General features: G+C 39.2%; 16 protein-coding genes. 13 read left to right on the top strand and 3 right to left on the bottom strand.

Features of this window, described 5'->3' with window-relative positions; all coding sequences use genetic code 11:
* The first annotated feature begins 72 nt into the window (after positions 1–72).
* The 4 genes from fdhD (at position 73) to epmA (ending at position 3544) form a co-directional block, all read left to right on the top strand.
* A complete protein-coding gene (fdhD, locus tag MKL38_RS05185; protein ID WP_057085834.1) occupies positions 73–864 on the top strand; it encodes a formate dehydrogenase accessory sulfurtransferase FdhD in 792 nt (263 codons plus the stop codon).
* Between the two features lie 143 nt (positions 865–1007).
* On the top strand, positions 1008–1400 hold the full coding sequence (locus MKL38_RS05190; RefSeq protein ID WP_004643806.1) for a YkvA family protein: 393 nt from the start codon (positions 1008–1010) through the stop codon (positions 1398–1400).
* A 105-nt stretch (positions 1401–1505) separates the two neighbouring features.
* Complete coding sequence (locus MKL38_RS05195; RefSeq protein WP_270902730.1) at positions 1506–2573, top strand: 4-phosphoerythronate dehydrogenase; 1068 nt, start codon at positions 1506–1508, stop codon at positions 2571–2573.
* The gene (gene epmA, locus MKL38_RS05200) at positions 2570–3544 is read left to right on the top strand and encodes an EF-P lysine aminoacylase EpmA (RefSeq protein ID WP_270902731.1); all 975 of its coding nucleotides are present in this window, start codon (positions 2570–2572) and stop codon (positions 3542–3544) included. The genes MKL38_RS05195 and epmA overlap by 4 nt, the downstream gene beginning before the upstream one ends.
* A gap of 58 nt (positions 3545–3602) precedes the next feature.
* Here the strand turns inward: epmA and MKL38_RS05205 are convergent, their stop codons facing one another.
* Together MKL38_RS05205 and radA are read right to left on the bottom strand one after the other, a co-directional pair.
* Positions 3603–4574, bottom strand: coding sequence for a Tim44 domain-containing protein (locus MKL38_RS05205; RefSeq protein ID WP_270902732.1), 972 nt, complete (start codon positions 4572–4574; stop codon positions 3603–3605).
* Between the two features lie 82 nt (positions 4575–4656).
* A complete protein-coding gene (gene radA / locus MKL38_RS05210) occupies positions 4657–6045 on the bottom strand; it encodes a DNA repair protein RadA (protein WP_003650164.1) in 1389 nt (462 codons plus the stop codon).
* 343 nt (positions 6046–6388) lie between these two features.
* Between radA and MKL38_RS05215 the strand changes: the two genes are divergently transcribed.
* From MKL38_RS05215 to MKL38_RS05240, 6 genes are all read left to right on the top strand, one after another.
* Positions 6389–7882 (top strand): alanine/glycine:cation symporter family protein, encoded by a 1494-nt coding sequence (locus MKL38_RS05215; protein ID WP_270902733.1) that lies wholly within the window; start codon positions 6389–6391, stop codon positions 7880–7882.
* A 310-nt stretch (positions 7883–8192) separates the two neighbouring features.
* Positions 8193–9599: an amino acid permease gene (locus MKL38_RS05220; protein ID WP_270902734.1), complete on the top strand. Its 1407-nt coding sequence runs from the start codon at positions 8193–8195 to the stop codon at positions 9597–9599.
* Positions 9600–9739: 140 nt separating this feature from the next.
* On the top strand, positions 9740–9964 hold the full coding sequence (lptM, locus tag MKL38_RS05225) for an LPS translocon maturation chaperone LptM (RefSeq protein ID WP_035357278.1): 225 nt from the start codon (positions 9740–9742) through the stop codon (positions 9962–9964).
* Positions 9965–9986: 22 nt separating this feature from the next.
* Positions 9987–11237, top strand: coding sequence for a diaminopimelate decarboxylase (lysA, locus tag MKL38_RS05230; RefSeq protein WP_270902735.1), 1251 nt, complete (start codon positions 9987–9989; stop codon positions 11235–11237).
* 5 nt (positions 11238–11242) lie between these two features.
* Positions 11243–12088, top strand: a complete 846-nt coding sequence (dapF, locus tag MKL38_RS05235) for a diaminopimelate epimerase (RefSeq protein ID WP_270902736.1) — start codon at positions 11243–11245, stop codon at positions 12086–12088.
* Between the two features lie 102 nt (positions 12089–12190).
* Positions 12191–12796 (top strand): alpha/beta fold hydrolase, encoded by a 606-nt coding sequence (locus MKL38_RS05240; RefSeq protein ID WP_270902737.1) that lies wholly within the window; start codon positions 12191–12193, stop codon positions 12794–12796.
* Between the two features lie 49 nt (positions 12797–12845).
* On the opposite strand, the gene MKL38_RS05245 is transcribed toward MKL38_RS05240, so the two are convergent.
* On the bottom strand, positions 12846–13469 hold the full coding sequence (locus MKL38_RS05245; RefSeq protein WP_270902738.1) for a LysE family translocator: 624 nt from the start codon (positions 13467–13469) through the stop codon (positions 12846–12848).
* 173 nt (positions 13470–13642) lie between these two features.
* Here MKL38_RS05245 and xerA point away from each other — a divergent pair, with 173 nt between their 5' ends.
* From xerA to MKL38_RS05260, 3 genes are all read left to right on the top strand, one after another.
* Entirely contained in the window at positions 13643–14533 is an 891-nt protein-coding gene (gene xerA, locus MKL38_RS05250; protein WP_270902877.1) for a site-specific tyrosine recombinase/integron integrase, read from the top strand.
* Positions 14534–14994: 461 nt separating this feature from the next.
* Positions 14995–15744, top strand: coding sequence for an electron transfer flavoprotein subunit beta/FixA family protein (locus MKL38_RS05255; RefSeq protein ID WP_003650176.1), 750 nt, complete (start codon positions 14995–14997; stop codon positions 15742–15744).
* Positions 15745–15761: 17 nt separating this feature from the next.
* Complete coding sequence (locus tag MKL38_RS05260) at positions 15762–16694, top strand: electron transfer flavoprotein subunit alpha/FixB family protein (RefSeq protein ID WP_004643792.1); 933 nt, start codon at positions 15762–15764, stop codon at positions 16692–16694.
* The last annotated feature ends 169 nt before the right edge of the window (positions 16695–16863 follow it).

The following is a 16863-nucleotide window of genomic DNA, read 5'->3' on the forward strand; positions in this document are numbered from 1 at the left end:
GGTGATATTAGAAATGTAATTGAAACAGATGGCGCTTCCAAAAGGCGCCATTCCAATATAAAGGAAATTATTTTGACACCACATTCTTATGGGGTTGAAACATTACAAGTACAGCGGTTTAAGAAAACCGAATCTGAAAGTGTTTTAGATAATATTGTTCAAGAGTATCCAATTGCTTTGGTATATAACGGTATTTCTCATGCAGTGATGATGGCAACACCTACCGATGTGAGTTTGTTTGCTAAAGGTTTTAGTCTCTCTGAAGGAATTTTAACGAGCTTAAAAGAACTATATGCCATTGAGGTGCATCAAAGTGAATTAGGTATTGAAGTTGAAATGACGATTTCATCTAGAGCATTTGCCACATTAAAAGAACGTAGACGAATGATGGTTGGGCGTACCGGCTGTGGTTTATGTGGTATTGAAAGTTTAGAGCAGTTTCATCTCGATGTTCCTAAAATTACCACCGAACCTTCTAAAGAATGGCTTGCGCAAATTCCGATGGCGATTGCTCATTTAAAGAATCGGCAAGAAATTACTGCTTTAACAGGAGGTGCTCATGCAGCAGCTTGGGTCGTTGACGGCCAAATTGTCGCTTTATTTGAAGATGTGGGGCGTCACAATGCTTTAGACAAATTACTCGGTTATTTAGCCCAAGAAAACTATGACACCAGTTTGGGTTTTGTTGTCATGACCAGTCGTGCAAGCTATGAATTAATTCGTAAATGCGCTCAGTTAAATATAGGTTTGTTGGCTTCAATTTCCGCTCCAACCAGCATGGCTATTCGGTTGGCAAAAATATCGGGTCTAACTTTGGCTAGTTTTTGTCGTGGTGATGGCTTTGTTTTATATACCGAAGTATGAAGCCTTAAAATAACCATTAAATAAACTCTCATTTAAAGAATGATCAAAAAGATAGAAATTTACATTTCTATTTTTTCTAATTTTAAGCTAGGCATGAGTTTTATACTTTATTATCAGACTTCGGTAGGTCGGAGTGTGTCCCAGTGTCTTGGTTGCAGTCTCTAAAAGATTGGGCAAAACGTCTAAAAAAACAAATTATTATGTTGTGGTTTGCATCAAAGCACCCGCAAATGCCGTTGTTACCAAAAATTATTGCTATTGTAGCGGTAGCTTATGCTTTTAGTCCCATTGATTTAATTCCAGATTTTATTCCTGTTTTGGGTTTACTTGATGAAGCTTTAATTTTACCAATACTCATTTGGTTAGCTGTTCGCTTTACACCCAAACATGTCATTTTAGAGGCAGAACAACAAGCTGAAGAATGGCTTGAACAACAAGAACGCCGTCCTCAAAATTATTTGGTTGCTGTGTTGATTATTCTAGTTTGGATAACTTTGGCTGTGATGGCTTATTTCTATTTTGGCGGTGGTTTATAAGTTCTCAAGGTTCAAGATATAGAGTACTAATTTAAAGGCATTAACATTGTACTTTGCTACAACTCAAAGGATAATAACGTTTTTATAAGCTATGAGTTGCAGACAATGAAAATCGTCGCAGATGAAAATTTGGCATTTACCGATTACTTTTTTTCAGAGTTTGGCGATATTCAACACCATGCAGGGCGTACCTTAACTCATGCAGATGTAAAAGACGCAGAGGCTTTACTGGTTCGCTCGGTAACAGCAGTTAACGAGAGTTTAATTCGAGACACTTCAATAAAATATGTAGGTAGTGCCACAATTGGTACCGATCATTTAGATATTCCAGCTTTAGAAAAACAAGGAATTACGTGGGCAAATGCGGCAGGTTGTAATGCCCAAGCAGTTGCTGAATATGTAATTACTGCTTTAATGCATTTAGATGCCAACTTTTTAGAACAACAAGAAAAATTTACCCTAGGCATTGTTGGGCTTGGAAACGTGGGTAAACGTTTAGCATATATGGCTCAGTTGCTTGGCTGGAATGTGATTGGCTTTGACCCATATGTACAGTTAGATTCAATTGAAAATGTAAACTTAGAAATGCTCTTGCAACAAGCGAATGCAATTTCAATTCATGTGCCTTTAACTAAAAATGGTGAGCATGCGACGTATCACCTTTTTGATGAGCAAGCGTTTGCAGCACTTCAACCTAATACAATTTTAATTAATAGTGCGCGTGGCCCAGTTGTTAAAGAAGCGGCTTTAATCGAAGATATTCAGCGTACAAAACGTAAAGTTGTGCTCGATGTATTTGAACATGAGCCAGTCATCTCAGAAGAGCTTCTCGATATGTTGGCTTTGGCAACACCGCATATTGCTGGTTATAGCCTTGAAGGGAAGGCCCGCGGTACACAAATGATTTACGAAGCGTTTTGCCAAAAATTTCGATTCGATATAAATAAGCGTTTCGAAACACAATTGCCTGCGTGCGAAGATTATTTTTCAGGTCATGACTTAAAGGCTGTGTTAAAGCAAAAATTAACTCAAATTTATGATATTGCACAAGACGATGCCAACATACGTGCTTGTATTAAAGACGGTAAGGTAGAGCAAAAAGCATTTGATTTATTACGTAAGAACTATCCGCTACGTCGGGAGTGGGCAGCACATGGAGGACCGCAGGCATGAGTTTAAGTTATCAACCTACTTGTTCAATTGATGCCTTAAAAGCTCGTGCCAAGCTCTACACCCAAATCCGTCAGTTTTTTGCAGAACGTGGCGTCATGGAAGTTGAAACACCGATTGTTTCACAAGCAGGTGTCACCGATGTGCATTTAGCTTCTGTTCAGGCTTTGCGTCATATCAATGGCAAATTGCAAACTCAATATTTACAAACTTCGCCAGAGTTTGCCATGAAACGGTTATTGGCGAGTGGCAGTGGGCCGATTTACCAGATTTGTAAAGTTTTTCGAGATGATGAACACGGGCGTAAACACAATAGTGAATTTACGATGCTTGAATGGTACCGCCCGAGTTTTGATCTAAAAGCTTTAATGCATGAAACCGCCGATTTATTGCAAAGCTGTTTGCAGCATCGTTTTGGTGAAGTTCGTCCGTTTATTCTAAGTTATAAACATGCCTTTCAGGACCGTTTAGACATTAACCCATTACAAGCAACTTTGAAGCAACTCAAAGATACGGCAAATCGTGTGGGCTTAAACCTTGATTTGGGCGATGATCGTTTAGCTTATATCGATTTGTTATTCTCGCATTTTGTTGAACCAAGTTTGGGGTTTGATGCAGCTGTGTTTTTAACTGACTTTCCACCAGAAATGGCATCTTTGGCAAAGGTAAAACTCGATGAAGATGGGGAAGAAGTTGCTGCGCGTTTTGAGGTTTATATTGAAGGTTTAGAGCTGGCAAATGCCTATGATGAATTGCTTGATGCAGAGGTGTTACGTTCACGCTTTGAAGCAGACAATGCAGAGCGGGCTAAGCAAGACCTCCATGTCATGCCTTTAGATGAACATCTATTAGCTGCTTTACCTCATATGCCAGAATGCTCAGGAATTGCTTTAGGGATAGACCGTCTATTAATGGTTGCAATGGATCAGGTCAAAATTGAAAAAGTCATTACATTCCCCGCAGACATTGCTTAAAAACTAACAAATAAAAAAGCCACAATATTGTGGCTTTTTTATTTAGGATTTATTCAGCTTAAGCTTGTTGAATACCTGCAACAACCCAGTCTTGCTGAGAGCCAGCAGGTTTAACAAAGTGCCAGATTTCAGTAAATGGTTGTGGCAAGCTGTTTAAATCTTCACTCACATTACCTGTGAAGCGTACGCTCACAACGTACTGACCATTTTCAGTCGCACTGTCTACAACCATCGCATTTAGATTACTAAATTCAGCAACGTCTTGATCTTGGTTTTCCATGATGTCGTTATACATAGAAGTATAAAGTTCTGGTGTTAAGTAACGGCGAATTTCTTCAATGTTACTTGAAGTATTCATCGATTGGATGTGATTAAAACGTTGACGTGCAATACGCAAGAACGCAGCTGGTTCACTACCGTCTGGAAGTTGGTTGCCATTGCTGGTTGTTACACCGCCAAAAGGAGCTTGGGTTGCAGCACCACCAGTCACAGACTGACCAAAGATGTTTGTATTATCGCCAGCATTACGTGGTGTCGCTTGTGGTGCAGCAGAACGGCCAAATGGGTTTTGACCGCCGTTGTTTGGTGCGTAAGGATTATTAGCTGCTAATTTTTTTTTTGCGCCAAATTTGCGGAATACAAAAAAGGCGAGAGCTGCTGCAAGTAATACCCAAATCCAGCTAGGGATACCACCCTTTTTCTCTTGTTGGGCTTCAGCCTGAGTGGCTTGCTGCTCAGTTGATGTTGGTTTGTCATCAGCTAAAGCATTTGCTGCAACAGCACCTACGGCAGCACCAGCCACACCAGCTGCAACCATTGAACCAACGCCTGGACCAGATTTCTGAGGCGCTGTAGCAGGTTGTTGAACTGGGGTCACTTGACGAGGTTGTTGATATGACTGGCTTGAAGTGGTAGAGCGCGCCATACCGTGGCTTTTACCACCACCTGCACGTTTAGCTTCAGCAAGAGGAGAAATTGCTAAAGCAGCCATTAAAATACCGCTAATCAAGCCACGCTGGTGTACTTCCATAGGAAATTCCTGTTTAAAATTAATTTACAATAGTATTTATGCAGGTATTTACCCTAAATTTCAACTATAAAAGTATATTTTTTTATGTCAATTCATCACTCAATTGCATTGCTTCGGTCAATGCTTCATGCAGGCGGGCAACCGCAATGACTTGTACGCCTGGAATTGCTTTTTGCGGCGCATTACCTCTTGGTAAAATGACATATTTAAAGCCATGTTTAGCAGCTTCTTTTAAACGCTCTTGACCATTAGGAACTGGACGAATTTCACCAGAAAGACCAACTTCGCCAAAAACCGCAAGCTGCTGAGGTAAAGCTTTAGTACGTAAACTTGAAGCGCAGGCTAACAAAACCGCTAAGTCTGAACCTGTTTCGGTAATTTTTAAGCCACCCACTATATTCACATAGACGTCTTGTCCTGTGGTTTGGACACCGCCATGACGATGCATAACAGCAAGGAGCATGTTTAAACGGTTTTGTTCAAGGCCTAATGCGACGCGTCGTGGTTGGCCTTGTGCATCGTCAACTAAAGCTTGTACTTCGACCAAAAGAGGACGAGTCCCTTCACGGCTAATCATGACAATTGAACCGGGAATTGCTTCATCATAACGACTCAAGAAAATGGCAGAAGGGTTAGCAACTTCACGTAACCCTTTATCTGTCATGGCAAATACACCCAGTTCATTGACCGCACCAAAACGGTTTTTAACCGCACGAATCATTCGATAGCGTGAGTCGGATTGACCTTCAAAGTAAAGTACACAATCCACCATGTGCTCTAAAACACGAGGGCCAGCAAGTGCACCTTCTTTGGTCACATGACCAACAAGAAATAGTGCCGTGCCACTATTTTTTGCATAGCGTGTAAGTAATGCAGCAGATTCACGAATTTGAGAAACGCCACCTGGTGCCGATTGAAGTGTTTCGGTGTAAAGCGTCTGAATAGAATCTAAAATAGCTACCGCAGGCTTTTCTTGTTCTAAAACCTCACAAATTCGTTCTACACAGGTTTCTGCCATGGCTTTTAATTTGTCAGTAGGCAAATCAAGACGTTGAGCACGAAGAGCAACCTGAGATAAAGATTCTTCACCCGTAATATAAAGTGCAGAGCTTTTCGCGCTTGCCATGTGGGTCGCTGTTTGTAACAGAATGGTCGATTTACCAATACCCGGGTCACCGCCGATCAGTACGACTGAACCGGTAACCAAGCCTCCGCCAAGTACACGATCAAATTCGCTAATACCTGTCTGTAAGCGAGTTTCATGGGAAACTGAGACTTTATTGAGTGTTGTAATATTCGCGGCTTGGCCTGCATAGCCCCCAGTTTTGGGACGTGCTCGGTGCGCAGTGGTTGGTTCAAGTCTGACTTCGGTCAGGCAATTCCATTCACCACATTCTGAACATTGACCTGCCCATTTGAGATGATCGGCACCACATTGCTCGCAACGGTAAATAGTTTTGACTTTACTCATAAAAAATTGAAATTTTGCTCGATATTATATAAATATAGTTCTATAGAGAGTCCTTAGCTCTTTTTCCTAAATTTTTCATGTAAAAGATTAGGAATTAGAAAAGGGGGAGCTTTTTAGGAACTAAAAGGGAAAGACATCAAAAATAACACGATATAGGATTTTTACAAGTCAGATAGAGTTTGTTTTCAGTGGATATAAAAAATCTAATCTATCCCCAAGGAAGGTGTTTTACTAATGTATATATCTACCTGTTTATTATAGAAATGGCATGGATATTGCTGAAGTAAAAAACGAACAAAATAATATGAGTATTGTATTTTAAAAATACAAAAGGTTGATATCTATGAGTGCAGCAGAAATTGTTGATTGGGTAAATAGCATAATCTGGAGTAAAGGACTGATTTACCTGTGCTTAGGCGCGGGTTTATTTTTTTCTATTTTGACTAGATTCGTTCAAGTACGCCAAATGAAAGAAATGGTAAGGTTATTAATAAAAGGAACTTCTTCTGAACAGGGGATTTCATCTTTTCAGGCGCTTGCAGTTTCATTATCTGGTCGAGTAGGTGTTGGTAACATTGCAGGTGTCGCGGCAGCAATTGGTTTTGGTGGTCCTGGTGCTGTCTTTTGGATGTGGCTAGTGGCATTTCTAGGAGCAAGTACAGCATATGTTGAATCGACATTAGGCCAAATCTATAAGGTTGAATATCAAGGGCAATACCGTGGCGGTCCAGCTTTTTATTTTGATAGGGGGCTAGGACAACGCTGGTTAGGAATCGTGTTTGCTATTGCTGCGATTATTTCTTGTGGTTTGTTTTTGCCAGGTATCCAAGCAAATGCTGTAGGTAAAGCTTTTACCCAGATTACAGGTGAAGGAACAATTATTTTTGGAGATATTGGATTATTTAAACTTGTTGCACTTATCGTAATTGTAAGTTTGCTTGCCATCATTATTTTTGGAGGAATCAAGCGGATCGCACGTTTTGCTGAGTTCGTGGTGCCATTCATGGCTGCTGGATATATTTTAATGGCTGTCATTATTGTAATTGCCAATATCCATGAACTCCCTGGAGTAATTAAATTAATTTTTGAAGATGCTTTTTCTCCTATGGCGGGTCTTGGTGCGGCGATTGGTTGGGGAGTAAAACGTGGTGTTTATTCAAATGAAGCAGGTCAAGGAACAGGTCCTCACGCAGCGGCTGCAGCTGAAGTTCAGCATCCGGCTCAACAAGGATTTGTTCAAGCATTTTCAATTTATGTGGATACTTTATTTGTTTGTTCTGCCACAGCATTCATGATTTTAATTACAGGGATGTATAACGTACAAGGTACCTTAGAAGCAGGTCAATTTATTGTGCAAAATGTGGGAGCTACAGTTGAAATTGGTTCTCCTGCATTCACCCAAATGGCTGTAAGTACAATGTTTGGTAATTTTGGCCAAATTTTTGTGGCTTTAGCTGTTTTCTTTTTTGCTTTCACAACTATTGTTGCCTATTACTACATTGCTGAAACTAACATTACTTACCTAAGCTATATTACAAAATCTCCATCACTATTATTTGTGGTTAAGTGCTTTATTATTTTGTCGGTTTCCTACGGTGTTCTTAGTGCAACTGGTTATATATGGGGTATTGGTGACATTGGTGTAGGTTTAATGGCATGGATCAACATCGTTGGTATTATTGTGACTTATTTTATATGGAAACCTACTATTAAAGCATTGAAGGATTATGAGGCACAGCAAAAAGCCGGAGTAACAGAATTTACATTTGATCCTGTTAAATTAGGAATAAAAAATGCGACATTCTGGGAAGAAAAATTGAAAAATAAACAGAAATAAAGTTTCAAAAATTTAGTTTATTTAGTTATTTAATTCCGGAAGGGTAGTCTTAGGACTGCCTTTTTTATTTGTATGAACGAATGAACTTGTCAGACAAAAGTTGACTTAGAAGTGCGTTGTTTTGAAATGAGCTTGTGCGTATTATCAGCCATAATTGTGTGTAGCTTGAAATCATCAGCAATACAGACAAAAATTAGTTAGCTGAAAAGTTTTCAAAAATATACATGTAAAAGATACCTGCAAATGGTGCGATATCGTCTTTTTGATTTTAGCTAACGGACTAAAAAAATTACTGGAGTGTATTGATAAGATGTCGAATCAAAATCTGAGCGAGTCTCATGAACAAGGTGAGCTCCATCGTAGCCTCTCAAATCGGCATTTACAGCTGATCGCGATTGGCGGTGCAATTGGTACGGGGTTGTTTATGGGATCCGGCAAAACGATTAGTCTTGCTGGCCCATCAATCTTATTCATTTATCTGATCATTGGTGCGATGGTGTTTTTCGTCATGCGTGCGCTTGGTGAATTACTCCTTTCAAATTTGGCCTATAAATCATTTATTGATTTCACAACAGATTTAATCGGCCCATGGGCAGGTTATTTTGTAGGATGGACGTACTGGTTATGTTGGATCACCATTGGTATTGCCGACCTTTCTGCAATTATCTATTACTTACAATTTTTCAATAATGGTCTACCTTTCTCGCCTGTCGAAGGTGCCATGATCAGTGTTGCAGCCATCGTATTTATTATGGGCTTGAACTTATTAACAGTTCGCTTATTTGGTGAGTTGGAGTTCTGGTTTGCACTCATTAAAATTCTAGCAATTGTTATTTTAATTGCTGTAGGTCTGTGGATGATCTTTACTGGCTTTACTTCTACTACAGGTGAAGTTGCTTCATTTACACATCTTTGGGTAAATGGCGGTTTCTTCCCAACAGGAGTGCATGGCTTCTTGGCTGGCTTCCAGATTGCGATCTTTGCTTTCGTTGGTGTAGAACTTGTCGGAACAACGGCTGCGGAAACTAAAGACCCAGCACGTAACTTACCAAAAGCAATTAACTCAATTCCAATCCGTATCATTATTTTCTACGTATTGGCACTACTTATTGTTATGTCTGTAACGCCATGGAATCGAATTGATCCAGCTATCAGTCCATTTGTAAACTTGTTTAGTCAAGCAGGTGTTGCAGCAGCAGCAATCTTGATGAACTTAGTGGTATTGTCATCAGTGATGTCATCAATGAACAGCGGCGTGTTTTCAACAAGTCGTATGTTATTTGGTCTATCACGTGAAGACCAAGGACCAAAAGCTTTTGGTAAATTGAACAAACGTGCAGTACCAGCGAATGCATTGTATTTTTCTGCTGCGTGCTTATTGTTAGGTGCGGCTTTACAGTATTTTGTGCCAAATACCGTTGAGGCGTTTACGCTTGCAACAACACTTTCAACGATTCTGTTCATTTGTGTGTGGTTGTTAATTATCTGGAGTTACATCCGCTATTACACTACGCGCCCTGAACTACATGCCAAATCAACATTTAAATTACCGGGTGGTTTATTTACATGTTGGATCACCATTATTTTCTTTGTTGGCATGATTTATGTGCTGTCTTTAGAGCCAGATACGTTTAAAGCGCTTAAAGTCAGTCCAATCTGGTTTATTATTTTGCTGATTGGTTATTTCTTCTTCTATAAACCACGCAATAAAAAATAAGCTTTTTAATGAGTGATAATCAAACGCTGGCTGAAAAGCTGGCGTTTTTTTATCGATATTGTTTTTCCTGCTAAGTTTACTCTTTAGCCGTTTGCCTGATCACGGTATACTGCACCGAATTGTTTAAATCAGGTGCTCAGATGCGTCGTGTCATTTGCCTCATCAGTTTATTGAGCAGCAGTATTTTGCTTACCGCTTGTGGTCAGTCAGGAGCATTGCAACTGCCTTCTGATCCAAATTATGACAAACGCGCAAAATACTTGCTCTATCGTAATAACGAATCGAAACAAGCTGTACAAAAAGATGAAAAAGCTGAACAAGCAGACGAATCTTCAACAGTTCCAACCCAAACTACATCACCTTAAGCTTTGAAATAAGGACACATTCATGAGTTTCACTCGCATTAATGGAGTATTGCATGCAGAGCAATGTTCTCTGGAGCAGCTTGCGCAGCAATTTGGCACACCGTTGTATGTTTATTCAAAAACAGCTTTTGAAAAACATTACTTAGATATGGACCGTGCCTTTGACTTTATTGATCATCAAATCTGTTTTGCGGTGAAATCTAACTCAAATTTAGCTGTTCTTAATGTATTGGCAAAACTTGGTGCTGGTTTTGATATCGTATCAGGTGGTGAGCTTGCGCGTGTTTTAAAAGCGGGTGGAGATGCATCTAAAGTTGTTTTTTCTGGTTTAGGTAAAACCGAAGCTGATATTGAAACCTCATTAAATGTAGGCATTGCCTGTTTTAATGTAGAGTCATACGCAGAACTAGACCGTCTTCAAAAAGTTGCGGCTCGTTTGGGTAAGAAAGCTCCGATTTCTTTACGTGTAAATCCAGACGTAGATGCAAAAACACATCCTTATATTTCAACAGGTCTTAAAGAAAATAAATTTGGTATTCCAAGTGATACTGTTTATGAAACCTATCAATATGCTGCATCTTTACCCAACCTTGAAATTATTGGGATTGACTGCCACATCGGTTCGCAATTAACCGAGACTAAGCCATTTGTTGATGCTTTAGATCGTGTCATGTTGATGATTGATGAATTAAAAAAACTTGGCATCAATCTTAAACATATTGATATCGGTGGTGGTTTAGGTGTTTGTTATAAAGATGAGACACCACCAAGTGTTGAAGAATATGCCAACTCAATGAAACCTGCTTTAGAAAAGTTAGGTCTTAAGGTTTATATGGAACCGGGCCGTAGCATTAGTGCAAATGCAGGTGTGCTTTTAACAAAAGTTGATTTGCTCAAGCCAACGAGTCATCGTAACTTTGCCATTATTGATGCTGCAATGAACGACTTGATTCGCCCTGCATTATATGAAGCATGGATGGATATCCAACCTGTGGTACCAAGTTCAGATACTGAAGAAAAAACTTGGGATCTTGTTGGTGCAATCTGTGAGACAGGTGACTTCATTGGTAAAGATCGATCATTGGCTTTAAAAGAAAATGACTTGTTAGCTGTTCTCGGTGCTGGTGCTTATGGTTTTGTAATGAGCTCAAATTACAACACACGTGGACGTGCCGCTGAAGTAATGGTATCAGGCGATAAAGCTCATTTGATTCGTGAGCGTGAAACAGTTGAATCCCTTTGGGAAAAAGAACGTTTATTGCCTGAGGAGTAAATGAGATGTTATTAGAATTTACTAAAATGCATGGCTTAGGCAATGACTTTATGGTGGTTGATCTGATTAGCCAGCGTGCTTATTTAGATACAGAAACAATTCAACGCTTAGCTGACCGTCATTTTGGTATTGGTTTTGATCAGCTATTGATTGTTGAACCACCAGATTTACCAGAAGCAGATTTTAAATATCGTATTTTTAATGCCGATGGTTCTGAAGTTGAACAATGTGGTAACGGTGTCCGTTGTTTTGCTCGTTTTGTACATGAGCGTCATTTAACAAGCAAAACCAATATTACTGTTCAAACCAAGGCAGGTATTGTAAAGCCAGAACTTGGGCAAAATGGTTGGGTACGCGTGAATATGGGTTACCCAAAATTTTTACCAAATGAAATTCCATTTGTTGCTGAACAACCAGAAGCTTTATATACACTTGAGTTAGCCAATGACCAAAACATTAGTATTGATGTGGTCAACATGGGTAATCCACATGCAGTTACTATTGTTCCAGATGTACTCACAGCAGATGTAGCAGGTATTGGCCCACAAGTTGAATCACATCAACGATTTCCTGAACGCGTGAATGCTGGTTTTATGCAAGTAATTGATGAAAACCATGTGCGCCTTCGTGTATTTGAACGTGGTGTAGGTGAAACACTTGCATGTGGTACAGGTGCTTGTGCTGCTGCGGTAAGTGGTATGCGCCGTGGCTTACTTGCTAATTCAGTTGAAGTTGAACTTGCTGGTGGTAAACTACAAATCGAATGGCAAGAAGGCGATGTGGTCTGGATGACTGGTCCAACAACCCATGTGTATGATGGGCGTTTGGATTTACGTTATTTCCAAGGCTAATAGCGTTACCTAAATAGAAGCCTCTTTTCATCAACTAAACTGATAAAAGAGGCTTTCTTTTATATGTACAATAATATTTGATTTAACTACTTTATAAGAAATATGAATAATTTAACTTTCTTACCCGGTGCTTCAGGAAGTATTAGTTTTTGGCATCCATTAATTGAAAAACTACCTCAGCAGTACCGTACAAAAATTATTGGTTATTCGGGCTTTGGAGATACACCAGAATCTGTAGAGGTCAAAAATTTTGAAGACCTAACAAACTATGTTCTTAATCAAATTAATGAAGAATCTGTAATTATTGCGCAATCTATGGGTGGCATTTTTGCTGTTGCGGCAGCGTTGCAAAAACCTCAACTGGTTAAAGGGCTGGTCTTGATTGCAACTTCCGGTGGAATCGATCTGAGCCCATTTAATGTTCAAGATTGGCGTGAAGCATACCGCCAAACATTTTTAAAATATCCAGATTGGTTTATTACAACAAAAGTAAATTATGAGAAGTTTTTAGCAGAAATTGATATCGGTGTTTTATTGATATGGGGCGACCAAGATCTTGTGAGTCCAGTTGAAGTGGGGACATACTTAAATCAGATATTTAAAAGTTCAACATTGCATATTGTTAAAGGGGGAGATCATCAGTTGGCAGAAAAATATGCCGATGAAGTTGCAATCCAAATAAAAGACTATTTAAAAAAGCTGAAGTAACTCTTTAAGTTATATTAAGCGTGCTAGATATCAGCACGCTTTTTTAGATTTACTTTTTGCTCAAAGCCAATTTCAAAGCAAACAACACAAAAATACTGCCTGTAATACGGTCCATATATTTCACAAATTTAGGTTGCTTTAGATAACGTGACAGTGGTTGCATAGCCAAAATTAATAGAGTTGACCATAACATTCCAATCACCACGTGAATCATCACAAGCCCCATGACCCAAGTGACAGCCGATGCTTGCGGTGGAATAAATTGGGGAAGAAATGAAATATAAAAAATGCCGACTTTAGGATTAAGTAAGTTACCCAAGAAACCTTTAATAAACCAATTTTGTGAAGTGGGTATATTTGAATTACTCCCTTGCATATCTGCAAGTTGACTACGCGGTTTTAAAATCATATTCACACCCAGCCATGCAAGATAAGCGGCCCCCATCCATTTCAATATATTAAAAGCTAAATCAGAAGCCATGAGCAAAGCACCCAGACCACAAGCAACTACAATTCCCCACGCGATACAGCCAAGGCTAATGCCTACTGCTGCTTGGAATGCTTTAGATTTACCTTCAAGTGTAGCGGTGCGAATAATTAAAGTCGTATCCAGACCCGGGGTAAGCGTAAGTAAGGTAATTGCAAGTAGATAGGGTATGAGTATGGTGGTCATGGCAGCAAGGTTTCGACAAATACTTGAGCTAAAGTGTAATACATATATAAGGTAGTGAGTTGTTATGCTGTACGATCTCAATTTTCCTGATCAACTACTTTTTGGTACACTGAAAAAATAAAATGAGCAAATCAATGGAGAGCAATTTGGATTTTGCATTACAACTGCTCTCAATGTGGTTAAAAGAAAGAAAAATTCAGAACCAGTCTGAGCACACGATTACTGCTTATGAAAGAGACGTTAAAAGCTTTCTTGAGTTTTGTGATCTCAAACAAATTGATTTAAGAAATGTTGAAGCTTCAGATTTACGTGAATATTTGGCCCAGCGTGTTGAGCAGGACCAGTTAAGTTCAAGTAGTATGCAGCGTCATCTCACTTCCATTCGCCAGTTCATGAAATGGGCAGAACAAGGAAAATATCTAGAAATTAATCCTACTGATGATTTTAAGCTCAAACGTCAGCCTAGACCTTTGCCCGGTATGATTGACATAGAAACGGTTAATCAGATTTTAGATCAACCTATGCCTGAAAAACCGATTGATCAGCAACTGTGGTTACGTGATAAAGCTATGTTGGAGTTGCTTTACTCAAGTGGTTTGCGTCTGGCTGAACTGCAAGGTTTAACAATTAAAGATATAGATTTTAATCGGCAACTGGTGCGTATTACAGGTAAAGGAAATAAAACCCGTATTGTACCATTTGGAAAAAAGGCGAAAGAAAGCCTATTGAATTGGTTAAAAATTTACAAAATCTGGAAAGGCCATTTTGATCAAAATACTTTTGTTTTTATTTCTCAAAGAGGTGGTGTATTAACCCCACGTCAAATCGAGAAGCGTGTAAAGCTTCAAGCGCAAAGAGCCGGTGTGAATGTAGATTTACATCCTCATTTATTGCGGCATTGTTTTGCTAGCCATATGTTATCAAGCAGTGGTGATTTACGCTCAGTTCAAGAAATGTTGGGGCATAGTAATTTGTCTACCACACAAATTTATACGCATATTGATTTTGATCATTTGGCGCAAGTCTATGATCGAGCTCATCCAAGAGCGCAAAAGAACGAATAGATTTAAAAACTATCTTAATAATAAAGTTGACTAAAATGGCAAGTCTTATACGAATGTAGACATCATTTGTATTTTTTTAGAAATTTGTTTAAGAGAAATAGGGAAAATAGTCAAATTGACCATTTTGATCTTTGGATATTTTGTCGGTACCCCTGAGTCAAAAACATCTAATCTCGATTATTTAAAGGCGATCTTATGTTTCTGGCTAATAAGCTAAATAAGATAAAAAGATAATAAAAATCAATATATAAAATAGAGTGTAAAAAGAATGAAATAGCACCTAATAAGGCACAATATTTTTTTTATGAACTGATGGTTTCATTTTTTTTGTGCTGTTCTGGAAAATTGTGACTTGACCGAAATGCCAAACACATTGCAAGATAGGGTACCTAAAAAATTTTAATTGAAGAGTTAATATACTTTTCTCAACATTTACTTTTGCTAGAACAGCCGAGGATTACATGAAGGCTCTTGTTGCTGTAAAACGCGTGGTTGATGCCAACGTCAAAGTTCGTGTTAAGCCGGACAATAGTGGGGTTGACCTTACTAACGTTAAAATGTCAATTAACCCATTTTGTGAAATCGCAGTGGAAGAAGCGGTTCGCTTAAAAGAAAAAGGAACAGTATCAGAAATCGTTGTTGTTTCTGTTGGTCCTAAAGAAGCTCAAGAACAAATCCGTTCTGCAATGGCTTTGGGTGCAGACCGCGGTATTTTGGTTGAAACCACTGATGAAATTGGCGCTTTAGAAGTTGCTAAAATTTTAAAAGGTGTTGTTGATGCTGAAAAACCAGAACTTATCCTTCTTGGTAAACAAGCAATTGATGATGACTCTAACCAAGTAGGTCAAATGCTTGGCGCATTATTAGGTGCGGGCCAAGGTACATTCGCTTCTGAAGTGAAAGTTGATGGCGGCAAAGTACAAGTAACTCGTGAAGTTGACGGTGGTTTACAAACTGTTGAACTGGCACTTCCAGCAATCATTACAACTGACTTGCGTTTGAATGAGCCACGTTATGCAGCTTTGCCTAACATCATGAAAGCTCGTAAGAAGCCACTTGATACTAAATCTCCTGCTGATTATGGCGTTACAGCTGGTACTAAGCTTAAAACTGTTAAAGTTGAAGCTCCAGCAGAACGTAAAGCTGGCGTACAAGTGAAATCTGTAGATGAGCTTGTTGAAAAATTGAAAAATGAAGCGAAAGTGATCTAATACGGAAGGATAAAATCATGAGTATTTTAGTTATCGCTGATCACAACAACCAAGTACTTAACGGTGCTACTTTAAACGTTGTTGCTGCAGCACAAAAAATCGGTGGTGATATTACTGTATTAGTTGCTGGTTCTGGTGCTCAGGCAGTTGCTGATGCTGCTGCTAAAGTTGCGGGTGTAAGCAAGGTTTTACTTGCTGACAATGCTGCTTATGCAAACCAGTTAGCTGAAAACGTAGCTGCTTTAGTTGCTGATTTGGCTAAAGGTTACAAATACGTATTAGCTGCGTCTACAACAACTGGTAAGAACATTCTTCCACGTGTTGCTGCTCTTCTTGATGTAAGCATGATCACAGACATTATTTCTGTTGAGTCTGCTAACACATTCAAGCGTCCGATCTATGCAGGTAACGCGATTGCTACTGTTCAATCTGACGAAGCAATCATTGTTGGTACAGTTCGTGGTACAGCATTTGATCCAGTAGCTGCTGAAGGTGGTTCTGCTACCGTTGAAGCAGTAAGTGAAGCGAAAGATGCAGGTATTTCTAATTTTGTATCTGAAGAAATCGTGAAACTTGACCGTCCTGAATTGACAGCTGCTCGCATTGTTGTTTCTGGAGGTCGTGGTGTAGGTTCTGGTGAGAACTACCATAAAGTACTTGATCCATTAGCTGACAAGCTTGGTGCAGCACAAGGTGCTTCACGTGCGGCAGTTGATGCAGGTTTTGTACCTAACGACTTCCAGGTTGGTCAAACTGGTAAGATCGTTGCACCTGATCTTTATGTTGCTGTCGGTATTTCTGGTGCGATCCAGCATTTGGCTGGTATGAAAGATTCTAAAGTTATTGTTGCAATCAACAAAGACGAAGAAGCGCCAATCAACAGTGTTGCTGACTACTGGTTAGTTGGTGATTTGAACACTGTGGTACCAGAGTTGGTATCTAAACTTTAATCTTTACTGGTTAAAGTCAAAAACCCTTAGTTTTTACTAAGGGTTTTTTTATTGTAGAGATGGATGTTAAACACTAATTTGGATTTGTTATCTCATTTTAGGTTTGATTTTTATAGAATAAAAATCACATAGTTTTAATAAGGTGAACCTATGCTCATTACAGCGATAT

The organism is Acinetobacter sp. AOR14_HL (assembly GCF_027855175.1).
Taxonomy (GTDB): domain Bacteria; phylum Pseudomonadota; class Gammaproteobacteria; order Pseudomonadales; family Moraxellaceae; genus Acinetobacter; species Acinetobacter calcoaceticus.